Origin of the sequence: Rhodovarius lipocyclicus (assembly GCF_009900765.1) — a bacterium.
GTDB classification, from domain to species: Bacteria; Pseudomonadota; Alphaproteobacteria; order Acetobacterales; family Acetobacteraceae; genus Rhodovarius; species Rhodovarius lipocyclicus.
On record NZ_JAAABL010000066.1, the window covers coordinates 1 to 13,888 of the forward strand.

Annotated in this window: 13 protein-coding genes and 1 pseudogene; 7 read left to right on the top strand and 7 right to left on the bottom strand. The window is 67.8% G+C overall.

Going from position 1 to position 13,888, the window contains the following annotated elements; translation table 11 throughout:
- Positions 1–195 precede the first annotated feature (195 nt).
- The gene (locus GT007_RS21065) at positions 196–1,068 is read right to left on the bottom strand and encodes a LysR family transcriptional regulator (protein WP_160123643.1); all 873 of its coding nucleotides are present in this window, start codon (positions 1,066–1,068) and stop codon (positions 196–198) included.
- A gap of 87 nt (positions 1,069–1,155) precedes the next feature.
- On the opposite strand from GT007_RS21065, the gene GT007_RS21070 reads away from it, so the two are divergent.
- A complete protein-coding gene (locus tag GT007_RS21070; RefSeq protein WP_160123644.1) occupies positions 1,156–1,587 on the top strand; it encodes a CidA/LrgA family protein in 432 nt (143 codons plus the stop codon).
- Complete coding sequence (locus tag GT007_RS21075; RefSeq protein ID WP_160123645.1) at positions 1,565–2,284, top strand: LrgB family protein; 720 nt, start codon at positions 1,565–1,567, stop codon at positions 2,282–2,284. Before GT007_RS21070 ends, GT007_RS21075 begins: the two co-directional genes overlap by 23 nt.
- Before the next feature lie 251 nt (positions 2,285–2,535).
- Here GT007_RS21075 and hemB read toward each other — a convergent pair whose 3' ends face one another.
- From hemB to mutM, 6 genes are all read right to left on the bottom strand, one after another.
- Positions 2,536–3,531 (bottom strand): porphobilinogen synthase, encoded by a 996-nt coding sequence (hemB, locus tag GT007_RS21080; RefSeq protein ID WP_160123654.1) that lies wholly within the window; start codon positions 3,529–3,531, stop codon positions 2,536–2,538.
- A 53-nt stretch (positions 3,532–3,584) separates the two neighbouring features.
- Positions 3,585–4,871, bottom strand: a complete 1,287-nt coding sequence (locus tag GT007_RS21085) for an O-acetylhomoserine aminocarboxypropyltransferase/cysteine synthase family protein (RefSeq protein ID WP_160123646.1) — start codon at positions 4,869–4,871, stop codon at positions 3,585–3,587.
- Positions 4,872–5,203: 332 nt separating this feature from the next.
- Positions 5,204–6,634, bottom strand: a complete 1,431-nt coding sequence (gene dnaA, locus GT007_RS21090) for a chromosomal replication initiator protein DnaA (RefSeq protein WP_160123647.1) — start codon at positions 6,632–6,634, stop codon at positions 5,204–5,206.
- A gap of 316 nt (positions 6,635–6,950) precedes the next feature.
- Entirely contained in the window at positions 6,951–7,229 is a 279-nt protein-coding gene (gene rpsT / locus GT007_RS21095) for a 30S ribosomal protein S20 (RefSeq protein ID WP_160123648.1), read from the bottom strand.
- Positions 7,230–7,366: 137 nt separating this feature from the next.
- Positions 7,367–8,143, bottom strand: coding sequence for an enoyl-CoA hydratase (locus GT007_RS21100; RefSeq protein ID WP_160123655.1), 777 nt, complete (start codon positions 8,141–8,143; stop codon positions 7,367–7,369).
- Between the two features lie 73 nt (positions 8,144–8,216).
- Positions 8,217–9,110 carry a bifunctional DNA-formamidopyrimidine glycosylase/DNA-(apurinic or apyrimidinic site) lyase gene (gene mutM, locus GT007_RS21105; RefSeq protein WP_160123649.1) on the bottom strand — a complete coding sequence of 298 codons (894 nt, stop codon included), beginning with the start codon at positions 9,108–9,110 and terminating at the stop codon, positions 8,217–8,219.
- A 26-nt stretch (positions 9,111–9,136) separates the two neighbouring features.
- Between mutM and GT007_RS21110 the strand changes: the two genes are divergently transcribed.
- From GT007_RS21110 to GT007_RS21130, 5 genes and pseudogenes are all read left to right on the top strand, one after another.
- A complete protein-coding gene (locus GT007_RS21110; protein WP_160123650.1) occupies positions 9,137–9,904 on the top strand; it encodes a class I SAM-dependent methyltransferase in 768 nt (255 codons plus the stop codon).
- A 225-nt stretch (positions 9,905–10,129) separates the two neighbouring features.
- Positions 10,130–10,786 (top strand): hypothetical protein, encoded by a 657-nt coding sequence (locus GT007_RS21115; protein WP_160123651.1) that lies wholly within the window; start codon positions 10,130–10,132, stop codon positions 10,784–10,786.
- 48 nt (positions 10,787–10,834) lie between these two features.
- On the top strand, positions 10,835–11,503 hold the full coding sequence (fzlA, locus tag GT007_RS21120; protein WP_160123652.1) for an FtsZ-binding protein FzlA: 669 nt from the start codon (positions 10,835–10,837) through the stop codon (positions 11,501–11,503).
- The gene (locus GT007_RS21125; protein WP_160123653.1) at positions 11,503–13,386 is read left to right on the top strand and encodes an arginine--tRNA ligase; all 1,884 of its coding nucleotides are present in this window, start codon (positions 11,503–11,505) and stop codon (positions 13,384–13,386) included. Before fzlA ends, GT007_RS21125 begins: the two co-directional genes overlap by 1 nt.
- Before the next feature lie 149 nt (positions 13,387–13,535).
- Positions 13,536–13,888, top strand: a pseudogene (locus GT007_RS21130) (hypothetical protein); the annotation flags it as partial.

Here is a 13,888-nt window from a genome sequence, read left to right on the forward strand (position 1 = left end):
TTTGACGTACCGGTTCACAAGTCTTTTCATAGCATTAGCGACCTTTCAGACGCTCGTGCTAGTCGAGACCCTTGTATAAATTTGTCAGGCGAAACCTTCGCAGGTTCCGAGCCGTCCCAAAACTGATAAAAAGTAATGGGGGAGTTTGAGGGGGAAAGTCATTTCCCCCTCAACGGGAGCGTGAGGGCAGCGCCCTCACACCCCCTTCGCCAGTTCCAGCCACGCCTTGGCCGCCTGCGGCACATATCCTCCGCGCCGCCAGGCCAGGGCCATCTGCCAATCCATCCCCGCATCCGTCACCGGCACCACCTTCACGCCTTCATGCGCGCGCAGTTCCGCGATCATGCGCGGCAGGAAGCCGATCCCCAGCCCCGCCCCCACCAGTTCCACGATGAAGCCGATCTGGCTGGAGCGCGCGGCGACCCGCGGTGTGAAGCCCGCCCGGGCGCAGACATCCTGGATAATGGGGTTCAGGGCGAAGCCGGCCTCGAACAGCACGAGCGGTTCCTCGGCCAGTTCCACCATGCTCAGCGCGCGGCGGCTGGCCAGGCGGTGCTCGCCGGGCAGCAGGGCCACGATGGGTTCGTGGCGCATGCGCTGCCAGGCGAATTCCTCGGGCACCGGCAGCAGTACGCCGGCCAGGTCTACCTCGCCGGCGCGCAGCACATCCTCCAGCCGTTTGGAGCCATGTTCGACCAGCCGGATCTCCACGCCGGGATAGCGGGCACGGAAGGCGGCGAAGACCGGGGCGAACAGCACGTCGCTGCCGATGGGCGGCAGGCCGAGGCGCAGCACGCCACGCTTCAGGCCGCGCAACTCGTCCAGCTCCGTCACCAGGTCGTCGCGCTCGGCCAGCAGGCGCAGGGCGCGGCGGAACACGATCTCACCGGCGCTGGTCAGGGTGGAGCGGTGGCCCGCGCGGTCCAGCAGCATCAGGCCCAGCTCATCCTCCAGCTGCTTCACCGCCTTGCTGACGGTGGACTGGGTGGCGCCGACGGTGCGGGCGGCCTCGGTGAAGCCGCCCTGGCGCACGACCTCGACGAAGACGCGCAGGGTTCGCAGTTCCATGCCATTCCAATATCGACTTATCGTAAGTCAAACAATTCATTTTGTTCATGCTGCGGTGCCGCATATCTTCTGTCCCAGAGGTGTCATATGTCGCTGCACGCCACGACCATCCTGTTCCGCCGCCGCCTGCACATGTCCCGCCTGGGCCAGATCCTGCTGATGATCGGGCTGTGGCTGGCCGGTGAGGCGCTGGTGCGCGCCACCCATCTGCCCCTGCCGGGCGGGGTGCTGGGGCTGGGGCTGCTGCTGGTGCTGCTGTTCACCCGCCGCCTGTCGGTCCACAGCGCCCGGCGCGGGGCGCAGTTCTTCCTGGGCGAGCTGCTGCTGTTCTTCGTGCCCGCCGTGCTGGCGGTGCTGGACCATCCGGAGCTGTTCGGCTGGCTGGGCCTGAAGGTCGCGGCGGTGATCCTGCTCGGCACCATGATGGTGATGGCCGTGACGGCGCTGGTGGTCGAATTCTGCTGCCGCCTGAGCATGCGCGAAGGGAACGCTGGCCATGTCCGGCACCGGATGGCCTGAAGGGGCATTTGAGACCGCGGCGCTGACCGTCTTCTGGTCGGCGGCCACGATCGGGCTGTATTGGGCCGCCAAGCGGTTGAACCAGCGGCTGCGGCGGTGGTGGAGCTCCCCCCTGCTCCTGGCACCTATCCTGCTCATCGCGCTGGTGCTGGGCCTGCATGTCAGCTACCGCGACTACATGGCCGGCACCCACTGGCTGCTGGCGCTGATGGGGCCCGCCACCGTCGCCTTCGCCGTGCCGATCTTCGAGCAGCGGGCGATGATCCGCCGCTTCTGGGCCGTGCTGGCCATGGGGGTGGTGGCCGGCAGCGGCACCTCCATGCTCACGGCCTATGGGCTGGCCAGCCTGCTCGGGCTGGGCGGTGACCTGCGGCTCAGCCTGCTGCCGCGCTCGGTCAGCACGCCCTTCGCCATGGTGGTCTCGGGCGATATCGGCGGCGTGCCGGACCTGACGGCGGTGTTCGTGGTCTGCACCGGCGTGTTCGGCGCGGCCTTCGGAGAGGCGCTGCTGCTGTGGCTGCCACTGCGCAGCAGCCTGGCGCGTGGGGCACTGTTCGGCATGGGCGCCCATGGCGCGGGCGTGGCCAAGGCGCACCAGCTGGGCGCGGAGGAAGGCACCATCGCCGGGTTGGTGATGGTGATGGTCGGGCTGGTCAATGTGCTGGCCGCGCCGATGTTGGCGATGGTGCTACGGTAAGGGGGGCTTCGCCCCCCGGGCCCCCAGCAAGGGGCGCTGCCCCTTGCATCCCCGCAAAGGGTTGTAGCAACCCTTTGAACCCATGGATTGGCGCCTTACCTTCGTAGGTGGGGCGCCGTTTTCATTATTAATATCAATAAGAAACACCTTGGCAGGACCGGCGCCAAACTCCTGGGGTCCAGGGGCCTTTCGGCTCCTGGCGGGTTCCAAGGGCAGGGCCCTTGGTGGGGGCCCGGGGGCAAAGCCCCCGCCTACCCCTGCTTCAGCACCCGCGCAGCCTTCACCGCGAAATAGGTCAGGATGCCGTTGCAGCCCGCGCGCTTGAAGGCCATCAGCGCCTCCATCATCGCGCGGTCATGGTCCAGCCAGCCGCGCTCCACGGCGGCCATGATCATCGAGTACTCGCCGCTGACCTGATAGGCGTAGGTCGGCACGCCGAAGGTGGTGCGCACGCGGTGCACGATGTCCAGGTACGGCAGGCCCGGCTTCACCATCACCATGTCCGCGCCTTCGTTGATGTCCATTGCCACCTCGCGCAGCGCCTCGTCGCTGTTGGCGGGGTCCATCTGATAGGTCTTCTTGTCGCCGATCAGCTGGCCCAGGCTGCCCACCGCGTCGCGGAACGGCGAATAGAAGCCCGAGGCATATTTCGCCGCATAGGACATGATCTTGGTGTGGATCAGCCCGGCATTGTCCAGCGCGGTGCGGATGGCGCCGATGCGCCCGTCCATCATGTCCGACGGCGCGATCACATCCACCCCGGCCTGGGCCATGGTCACGGCCATCTCGCAGAGGATGGCCACCGTGTCCTCATTGTGGACATAGCCGTCGCGCAGCACGCCGTCATGGCCATGGTCGGTGTAGGTGTCGAGCGCCACATCGCCGATCACGCCCAGGTTGGGGTGTGCCGCCTTCAGCGCGCGGGCCGCGGAGCAGATCAGGTTGTTCTCGTCGAGCGCGCGGGTGCCCTCGGCGTCGCGCTGCTCGGCGGGGGTGTAGGGGAACAGCGCCACGGCCGGGATGCCGAGCGCCACGGCCTCCGCCACATGCTCCGCCACCAGGTCCACCGAGACGCGGATCTGGCCCGGCATGGTGTCCACCGGCACGCGGCGGTTCTCGCCCTCGCACAGGAAGATCGGCCAGATCAGGTTGCTGGGCGACAGCACGTTCTCGGCCGTGAGCGCACGGGTCCAGGCGTCGCGGCGGTTGCGGCGCATGCGGGTGGCGGGGAAGGAGCCGAGCGGGATCATGGGCACTGCCTTGCGAAAGGGGCGGGCGGCCATGCGCCCGCCCCAGAGGCTTACGCCGCCGCCAGCGCCTGCTCAAGATCGGCCAGGATGTCATCGATATGCTCGATGCCGATCGACAGCCGCACATAGCCCGGCGTCACGCCGGCCTGGGCCTGTTCCTCCACCGACATCTGGCTGTGGGTGGTGGTGGCGGGGTGGATCGCCAGGCTGCGCGCGTCGCCGATATTGGCCACGTGATAGAACATCTTCAGCGCCTCGATGAAGCGCTTGCCGGCCTCCACCCCCGCCTTCAGTTCGAAGCCGAGCAGCGAGCCGAAGCCGCCCTTCAGCGTGGCCGCGCGCCGCGCCGCCTCACCGGTGGCCAGCGACGGGTGGATCACCTTGGACACCTTGGGGTGTTTCGCCAGGTATTCCGCCACCTTCACGGCATTCTGGTTGTGGCGCTCCACCCGCAGCGGCAGCGTCTCCAGCCCCTGGATGAACATGAAGGCGTTGAAGGGCGCCATGGGCGCGCCGATGTCGCGCAGCAGGCAGGTGCGCATGCGGATGATATAAGCCACCGGCCCCAGCGGCTTCACCGCCTGGGTCCAGACCGCGCCGTGATAGCTGGGGTCGGGCTGGTTCAGGGTGGGGAAGCGGTCGCCCCATTTCTCCCAGTCGAAATTGCCGCCATCCACCACGATGCCGCCGATGCTGGTGCCATGCCCGCCGATCCATTTGGTGGTGGAGTGCATGACCACCGCGGCCCCCAGCTCCAGCGGTTTGCAGATGATGGGGGCGGCCGTGTTGTCCATGATCAGCGGGATGCCCATCTCGCGCCCCATCGCCGCGACCTCCGCGATCGGGAAGACCTCCAGCTTCGGGTTGGGCAGGGTCTCGCCATACCAGCAGCGGGTGCGGGCGTCGGAGGCACGGCGGAAGGCCTCGGGGTCCGCCGGGTCCACGAAGCGGGCCTCGATGCCCATCTGCTTCAGCGTGTTCGCGAACAGATTCCAGGTGCCGCCATAGATGTTGGTGGAGGAGACGATGTTGTCCCCCGCCTCACACAAATTCAGCACGCAAAAGGTGCTGGCCGCCTGGCCCGAGCCCAAAGCCAGCGCCGCCACCCCGCCCTCCAGCGCCGCGATGCGGGTTTCCAGCGCATCGCAGGTGGGGTTCATGATGCGGGTGTAGATGTTGCCCATCTCCTGCAACGCGAACAGCCGCGCGGCATGGTCCGTGTCCTGGAACTGGAAGCTGGTGGTCTGGTGAATCGGCACCGCCACACTGCCGGTGCCGGGGTCGGCACGGTGGGAACCACCATGCAGGGCAATGGTCTCGGGCTTCGTGTAGGCCATGAGGGCGTCCTCCATCTCGTTGCGGGGGACGATGCCACTGGCGGGCGGTGCGGGGAAGATGATGAGGCGGGCAGGGTGGGTGGGGCGGTTTGCGAGAGGGGCTTTGCCCCCCTCGCGCTCCCCCCACCAAAGGCCGAAAGGCCCTTGGAACCCAGTTATTTGGAAGTTTGGGGAGGGGGCACTCGCTGTCCGTTTGGGCCGGCGGGCGCTTCGTGCCCCCTCCCCAAACTTCCAAACTAAACTGATGGGGTCCAGGGGCCTTTCGGCTCCTGGCGGGAGAGTTCGAGAGGGCAGAGCCCTCTCGTATACGCCCTACCCGCCGGGCCGCCTTCTCAGGTTTCCAGCATCCGCCGCAGCAGGGTCACGTCTTCCGCCAGTGTGCGGTCTTCGGCCATCAGCTGTTGGATGCGCGAGACGGCGTGCATCACGGTGGTGTGGTCGCGGTTGCCGAAGCGGCGGCCGATTTCCGGCAGGGAGCGGCTGGTGAGCTGCTTGGCCAGGTACATGGCCACCTGGCGCGGCCGAGCGACGGCGCGGGCGCGGCGGGCGCTGAACATATCCGTCATGCGGATGGAGTAGTGTTCGGCCACCTTGCGCTGGATGTCGTCGATGGTGATGCGCTTTTCGTGGGTGCGCAGCAGGTCGGACAGCACATCGGGCACGTTTTCCAGCGTCAGCGGCCGGCTGAACAGCTTGGCGTGGGCCACCAGGCGGTTCAGCGCCCCTTCCAGGTCGCGCACGTTGGAGGCGATCTTGTGCGCCAGCAGTTCCAGCACCTTCACCGGCACTTCGACCCCGGCCTGGGCCACCTTGGCCTGCAGGATGGACAGCCGCAGCTCATAGGTGGTGGCGTGCAGGTCGGCCACGATGCCGCCGCCCAGGCGCGTGCGCAGCCGGTCCTCGATGCCCGACAGGTCGTTGGGCGACTTGTCGGCGGAGACGACGATCTGCTTGCCGGCGTCCACCAGCGCATTGAAGGTGTGGAAGAACTCCTCCTGCGTGTTGTCCTTGCCGATCAGGAATTGCAGGTCGTCGATCATCAGGATGTCGACGGAGCGCAGCTGGGTCTTGAACTCCATCGTGTTGCCGCCGCGCAGCGCGCCGATGAAGCGGTACATGAACTTCTCGGCCGACATATAGGCGACCGGCTTTTCGGGATGCGCGGCCCGGATCGCCCAGGCGATGGAGTGCATCAGGTGCGTCTTGCCCAGCCCCACGCCCCCATACAGGAACAGCGGGTTGAAGCCGGCAGAGGCCGGGCGTTCCGCCACGCGCCGCGCGCAGGCATGGGCGAATTCGTTGGGCTTGCCCACGACGAAGCTGTCGAAGGTCAGGCGCGGGTCGAGGGGCGCCATCCACTCGCTTTCGCGGGCGGGGTCGGCGGCGCGGGCGGCCGAGGCCTGCAGCGCGGGCGTGCGCGGCGTGGCGGACAGGGATTCGGCCAGGCCGGATTCGCCCTGGGCCGCGGTGTCGGCGCCGGTATCGGCCACCACGCGGAATTCCACCCGCTTGGCCGAGGGCCATTCGGGTTGGCACAGGGTCTTCAGCCGGTCGCCGTAATGGTCACGCACCCAGTCGCGCAGGAAACGGGAGGGCAGGGAGATGTGGACCATCTCGCCCTCGACGCCGCGCAGCACCATCTGCCGCAGCCAGTTCCGGTATTCGACCTCACCCACCTCTGCGCGCAGCTTGGCCCGGACACGGGCCCAGGGAGCTGCGAGCTGTCCGGCATCGAGGGGAACATTGCCGGGTTCCGTCTTCATCCAGGACACCTGCCTCGTTCAAGCCCCGCCTGTAACCGGGGAATGCCTTGCCAATTGATTCTTTTGGGGCTTCGCCCTGCGAAAGCCCTTGGACCGCCCAGTGCAGTGGGGGGAAGGCGGCCTAGCTTTCGGAAACCATGCTAGGGCGTCCGTTCCAGTGACCGCAAACGGTAATTCTCACGTCGCAAATCCTCTTTCGTGGGTGTGGCAAAAGGATCAATGCCAGCGAAAGAAAAGACGAACTATAGACGCAAGTAATCGCTCGATGGCGCTATGGCGCCATCGAGTTCAAATCCGCCGTATGAAGCTAGGCCAATCAGGCCTGGGCGGAAACGCCCAGGGCCTTGATCCGCGCCGACAGGCGGGACACCTTGCGCGAGATCGTGTTCAGGTGAAGCACGCCCTTGCCGACGGCGCGCTGCAGCTCGGGCTGCGCGGCCTGCAGGGCCACCTTGGCCTCATCCTGCTGCCCGGCGGCGATCGCCAGCTCGACCTTGCGCAGGAAGGTGCGCACGCGGGAATTGCGGGCGCGGTTGCGTTCCGTGCGCTTGGCGGTCTGGCGAATGCGCTTACGAGCAGAAGGATTGTTGGCCATGTGATGCGTACCAATAAATGGGGTGAGCGGACCCGGAAACGGATCAGCCGGCGTGGATGCCGGCGGGGTGTGCGTATCTATCGCCGGGGGGGGGCATCGTCAAGGCGCGGCGTGGCCCCGCCCGAGCGATTCATCGGCTACCGGTGCGTGAACTGCGCCGGGCGCTTCTCCGCGAAGGCGGACATGCCTTCCTTCTGGTCAGCCGAGGCGAACAGCCCATGGAACAGGCGGCGTTCGAAGCGCACGCCCTCGGCCAGGGTGGTCTCGAAGGCGCGGTTCACCGCCTCCTTCGCCATGGCGGTGGCCGGGCGCGACAGGGTGGCGAGCTTCTGGCCCACCTTCAGCGCCTCCTCCATCAACTTGTCGAGCGGCACGATGCGGGAGACCAGGCCCGCGCGCTCGGCCTCGGCCGCATCCATGAAACGGCCGGTCAGCACCAGTTCCATCGCCTTGGCCTTGCCCACCGCGCGCGTCAGGCGCTGGGTGCCGCCGGCGCCGGGGATGACGCCCAGGTTGATCTCGGGCTGGCCGAACTTCGCGTTCTCGGCGGCCAGGATGAAGTCGCACATCATGGCCAGCTCGCAGCCCCCGCCGAGCGCGAAGCCCGAGACCGCGGCGATCACCGGCTTGCGGATGGTGGGCACCACCTCCCAGTTCGCGCCGATGAAATCGTGCAGATAGACGTCGGGCCAGCTGCGGTCCTTCATCTCCTTGATGTCGGCGCCGGCCGCGAAGGCCTTCTCGCTGCCGGTCAGGATGATGGAGAAGATGCTGTCATCGGCGTCATAAGCGCGCAGGGCCTCGCCCAACTCGCGCATCAGCTGGTCGCACAGGGCGTTGAGCGCCTGTGGGCGGTTGAGGCGGATCACGGCGGTGGGGCCGTGGGTCTCGGTCAGGATCATCTCATAGGCCATGCGCTTGTCCTCCGTGCTTGGGGGCATTGTGCGGTGCCGGGCGGCCCCGGGGCAAGGGGAGGGGCCCTGGGTCCTATTTCTGCAAGCGGGGGCAATAGAAGGTGGAGCGCCCCGACTGCACGATCCGCGCCACCCCCGGGCAGGCGGGCGGCCCCGGGCAGCGGGCGCAGGGCGTGCCCTCCCGGTCATAGACATCGAAGCGTTCCTGGAACACGCCGATCTCGCCATCGGCCCGCACATAGTCCCGCAGCGAGGACCCGCCGGCCGCGATACTCTCCCCCAGCACGGCCTTGATGACGGGCACCAGCCGCCGGGCGCGGGCGCCGGCCACGGTCGCGGCCTGGCGGTCGGGGGCGATGTCGGCGCGGTACAGCGCCTCGCACACATATATATTGCCCAGCCCCGCCACCACGGACTGGTCCAGCAGCGCGGCCTTGATGGGGGTGCGCCGGCCCTCCAGCGCGGCCGAGAGCAAGGCGGGGGTGAAGCCCGGTTCCAGCGGCTCCGGGCCCAGCGCCGCCAGCAGCTTGTGGCTGTCCTCGGCGGCGGTGGGCACCAGGTCCATGGCGCCGAAACGGCGGGGGTCCACGAAGCCCACGCGCCACTCGGGGGTTTCGATCACGACATGCTCATGGGCCTCGGGCGGGGCGTTGTGGCCGCGCGCGTCGGAAAACCGGCCCTGGGGCGAGTCGCGCGGCACCGGGGGGGCGCCGCGCGGGCGGGCGACCATCCGGCCGGACATGCCCAGATGGATCAGCAGGCTCTCGCCGGTGTCCAGCCGCATCAGCATGTATTTGCCCCGTCGGCGGAAGCCCAGCACGGTGGCCCCGGTCAGCCGGCGGCCCAGATCGGGCGGCAGCGGCCAGCGGATGTCGGGGCGCCGGGCCTCCGCATGCACGATCACCTGGCCGGTGAGCATGGCGGAGAGCCCCCGCATCACGGTTTCCACCTCGGGCAGTTCGGGCATCGGCAGACCTGTGCTAGAAAGTGCGGATGATGTCTGACGCCCCCCTCTCCGATAAGCAAGCCGCCGGGCAGACGGCCGATTTCGGCTACACCCAGGTGCCGGCGGCCGAAAAGGCCAGCATGGTCCGCGCCGTGTTCGACAGCGTCGCGCCGAAATACGACGTGATGAACGACCTGATGTCGCTCGGCCTGCACCGGGTGTGGAAGAAGGCGTTCCTGAACGCCATCGCCCCCCGCCCGAACGAGACCTTGCTGGATCTGGCGGCGGGCACCGGCGACATCTCCATGGGCGCCATGCGGCTGGGGGCGCGGCGCGTCATCAGCACCGACATCAACGAGGCGATGCTGACCGTCGGCCGCGACCGCGCGCTGAACGCCGGCGTCGTCATGGACTACATGGTGGTGGACGCCGAGCGCATCCCGCTGCCGGACCGCAGCGTGGAGAAGGTCTCGATCGCCTTCGGCCTGCGCAACTGCACCAACAAGGCCGCGGTGCTGGCCGAGGCGCGGCGGGTGCTGCGCCCGGGCGGGCGGTTCTTCTGCCTGGAATTCTCCAAGCTGGCGGTCACCGCGCTGGAAAAACCCTATGAGCTCTGGAGCTTCGAGGTGCTGCCGCGCATCGGGGCGCGGGTGGCGGGCGATGCCGAAAGCTACCAGTACCTGGCCGAGAGCATCCGCATGTTCCCCGACCAGGACACCCTGGCCGGCATGATGCGAGAGGCCGGGCTGGAGCAGGTGGCGTGGCGCAACCTGTCGGGCGGGATCGTGGCGATCCATTCGGGCTGGCGGCTGTAGCGGGGTTTATTGGCCTGGCGGAACGAACCGCCGGGCCCCGGGGCGCGCCACGCCCCGCCGCGCCGCGGCATAGCGAAAATTCGGGAGAGCGGGCCGGAATACTTCATTTGTATTCATGATGCGGCGCGGATACTGCCATCACGGCTCTGTAAGGCCGCGATTTTCTCTCCATGCCCGCGCCCGGCGGTCCTATCGTGCCGCGGTCCCTGCCGGTGGAGAGACCGCATGACCCCGCCCGAGAAAAGCTTCGTCTTCGCGCCCATGTACAATGAGACGCCGAAGCCCGGAGAGCCCCCGAAGAACGACGCGACCGGGGCCTTCCACCCCGGCATGGCCATCTACAAGAAATTGTATGAGGGCATGGGCAAGCAGGTCGTCACCTTCAAGTTCGACAACACGGCCCCCGGCAAGACCCGCCGGCAATCCATCCTGGACGCGATGCAGCGCAATTGCGGCGGCGTGTGGTACGACGCCATCGTGTATTTCGGACATGGCTGGAAGGGTGGGCTCGCCTCGGCCGGCTTCACCAACGACAACCGGGAAACCCTGACCGACGCGATCTGGGATTACGGCACGCCGGGGGTGAAGGTCATCCTCTATGCGTGCTCCTGCGCGACGCCGGGCGGCTATGCCTACAAGATGGCGCAGGACCTGAACTGCTGGGCGCAATATGGGTTGGAGGTGTTCGGCCACCCCTCGGTCGGCCACAGCTTCACCAACCCGCAGGTGCGCCGCTACCCCTCCAGCCAGGGCGAGACAGGGGAGACGGTCTGCCCCGACGGCAAGCTGCAGGGCTGGCTGAAGGCGATGAGGAATGAGCGCGACGGCTTCTGGGCGCGTATGCCTTTCATGACGAGAGAGGAGCTTGCCGCCGCTCTGTGACGGCGTGGCGGGTTCCCCACCACCCCTCATGGTGGCATACGCCGGGGGATGCGGATCCTGTATCACCTCCCTCTCTCGGCCCATTGCCGGAAGGTCCGGCTCGCTCTGGCGGAAAAGCGCATCCCGTTCGAGCTGAAGCTCGAGCGCGTGTGGGACCGGCGCCCGGAGTTCCTGGAGCTGAACCCCGCCGGCGCCGTGCCCGTCTTCGCGGACGAGAACGGGCTGACCATCGCCGAGAGCAGCGCCATCTGCGAATACCTCGATGAGGCCTATCCCGACCCCTCGCTGTTCGGCCGCACGCTGGCCGAACGGGCGGAGGTGCGCCGGCTGGTCGCCTGGTTCGACCTGAAATTCGGCAATGAGGTCACGCGCAACCTGATCTATGAGCGGCACTTCAAGCGCCAGCTCGGCCAGGGCAACCCGGACGCGGCCAATATCCGCGCGGGCTACGCGAACCTGAAGCCGCATCTGGACTATATCGGCTGGCTGGCGGAAACCCGCAGCTGGCTGGGCGGCACCCATATCAGCCTGGCGGATTTCGCGGCGGCCGCGCATCTGTCGGTGCTGGACTACGCCAATGACGTGGACTGGAACTACAGCCCGCCCGCCAAGGAATGGTATGCGCGCATCAAGTCCCGCCCGGCCTTCCGGCCGCTGCTGGCCGAGCGTGTCTCCGGCCTGAACCCCCCCGCCCATTACGACGATCTGGATTTCTGATGCAGCAGGATATTTTCGCGGCCCTTCGGGCGCGCACCGTGGACGCCCTGCGGGGGCTGCTGCCGGAACTGCCGGAGGACGCCTTTTCGCGGGTGGTGGTGGAACCCCCGCGCGATGCCAGCCATGGCGACATGGCGACCAACGCCGCGATGGTGGTGGCCAAGCAGGCCAAGCTGGCGCCGCCGAAGCTGGCCGCCGATCTGGCCGCGAAACTCGCGGAACTGCCCGAGGTGGCGGAGGTCGCCCCCGCCGGCCCCGGCTTCATCAACATCCGCCTGAAGCCCGAATACCTGCGCGCCCAGCTGCCGGTCGTGCTGGCGGTGGGCGAGGCCTATGGCGACGGCGCGCCCACGGGCCGCAAGGTGAATGTGGAATATGTCTCGGCCAACCCGACGGGGCCGATGCATGTGGGCCATTGCCGGGGGGCCGTGGTGGGCGATGGGCTGGCGAACCTGCTGGCCAAGGCGGGCCATGCCGTCACCAAGGAATACTACATCAACGACGCGGGCGCGCAGGTGCAGGCTTTGGCCTGGGCGGCGTGGTGGCGTTACGTGGTTGTGGCCGTGCGGCGGGACCCTGCGGCAATCAAGGAACTGGCAAGCTGGCTCGGCGACCTTACAGAGTCCGAAGCTTGGGTTGTTGCTAATTCCGAGCCGGATGGAGGCATTGTTCAGCTAGTCAAGGAGCGCATTGAGGAACACTTCGAGACGAAGCTGCAATACGGCGGGAACTATCTCGTTCCGGTAGGTGAAGCGCTGTGGAATGAATTTGGTTCCTCGATGCTGACGCCGAACGACAGTTCTCTCGGCACTATCCGTTCCTTCACCGTGGCCGCCATGATGAAGGAAATCCGCGCCGATCTCGCGGCCCTCGGCGTCACGCATGACGTCTTCATCTCCGAGGCCGAGGTGGTCGCCGCCGGCAAGCTGGATGAGGCGGAGGCGACGCTGAACGCCAAGGGCCTGCTCTATCGCGGCATCCTGGAGCCCCCCAAGGGCAAGACCCCCGACGATTGGGAACCGCGCGAGCAGACCCTGTTCCGCGCCACCCAGTTCGGCGACGACACCGACCGGCCGCTGCGCAAGTCGGACGGCTCGGGCACCTATTTCGCCAATGACATCGCCAACCACCTGCACAAGATCGAGCGCGGCTTCGATGAGCTGGTGCATGTGTGGGGTGCCGACCATGGCGGCTATGTGAAGCGCATGAAGGCCGCCGTGGCCGCGCTGTCCGACAACCGCGTCAGCCTGGATGTGGTGCTGACCCAGATCGTGCATGTGCTGAAGGACGGCCAGCCCGTGCGCATGTCCAAGCGCGCCGGCAGCTACATCACCCTGGCCGACCTGATCGACGAGGTCGGGCGCGACGCGGTGCGCTTCACCATGCTGACGCGCAAGGCCGATGCGCAGATGGAATTCGACCTGACCAAGGTGGTCGAGCAGTCCCGCGACAACCCGGTCTTCTATGTGCAGTACGCGCATGCGCGCATCCGCTCCGTGCTGCGCGCGGCGGGTGAGCCCGCGGTGGCCGATCTGGCGGGGGCGGACCTCTCGGCCCTGACCGATTCGGCCGAGATGGCCCTGATTCGGCGCATCACCACCTGGCCGCGTGTGGTCGAAGGGGCGGCGGCGGCCCGCGAGCCACACCGGATTGCCTTCTATCTCAACGATCTAGCCAGCGACTTTCATATGCTGTGGAATCGCGGGCGGGAAGATGCCACATTGCGCTTCATCAGGCCGGAGGAACCGGTGGCCACCCGCGCGCGCCTCGCGCTGCTGGCGGCCACGGGGGCGGTTCTCCGTTCCGGCCTGCAGGTGATGGGGGTGACCCCTGTCGAGGAGTTGCGCGATGAGCGGAAGGGGGATTCCGCGGAGCCCGGCTGAGGGGAGCCGGCGCACCGCAGGAGTGTATCAGGGGGCCTCGGCCCCGAGCGTGAGGGCGTGCGGCCCGGCGGGAGGCCACAATGAGTGACGCCCCCCGCAACTGGGCCGACGAGATTGCCCGCCGCCAACCCATGAGGGCCAGCAGCAATATGGCGCCGAAGCCGATGTCGCTGCCCAACCTGCCGCGCCGGATGATCGTGATCGGGGTGGGGCTGACGGGGTCGGTCCTGCTCGCCTCCGGCATTATCTGGGGCATTTCCCGCATGGGGCCCAGCACGCCGCCGGTGATCGAATCCGATGGCCGGCCTTTCCGTGTGCGGCCCGATACGGCGCCGCCTGTGGCGGCCAGCACGGCCACCGCGCCCACCCGCCCGGGCGAAACCCGCGTGGCCCAGGCGCCGGAGGCCCCGCGCCTGGACAGCCTGCGCCAGCAGATGACGGCACCGCCCGAACCCGCCGCCCCCGCGGCGCGGGAAGCGGCGCCCGAGCAGCCCGCGGCTCC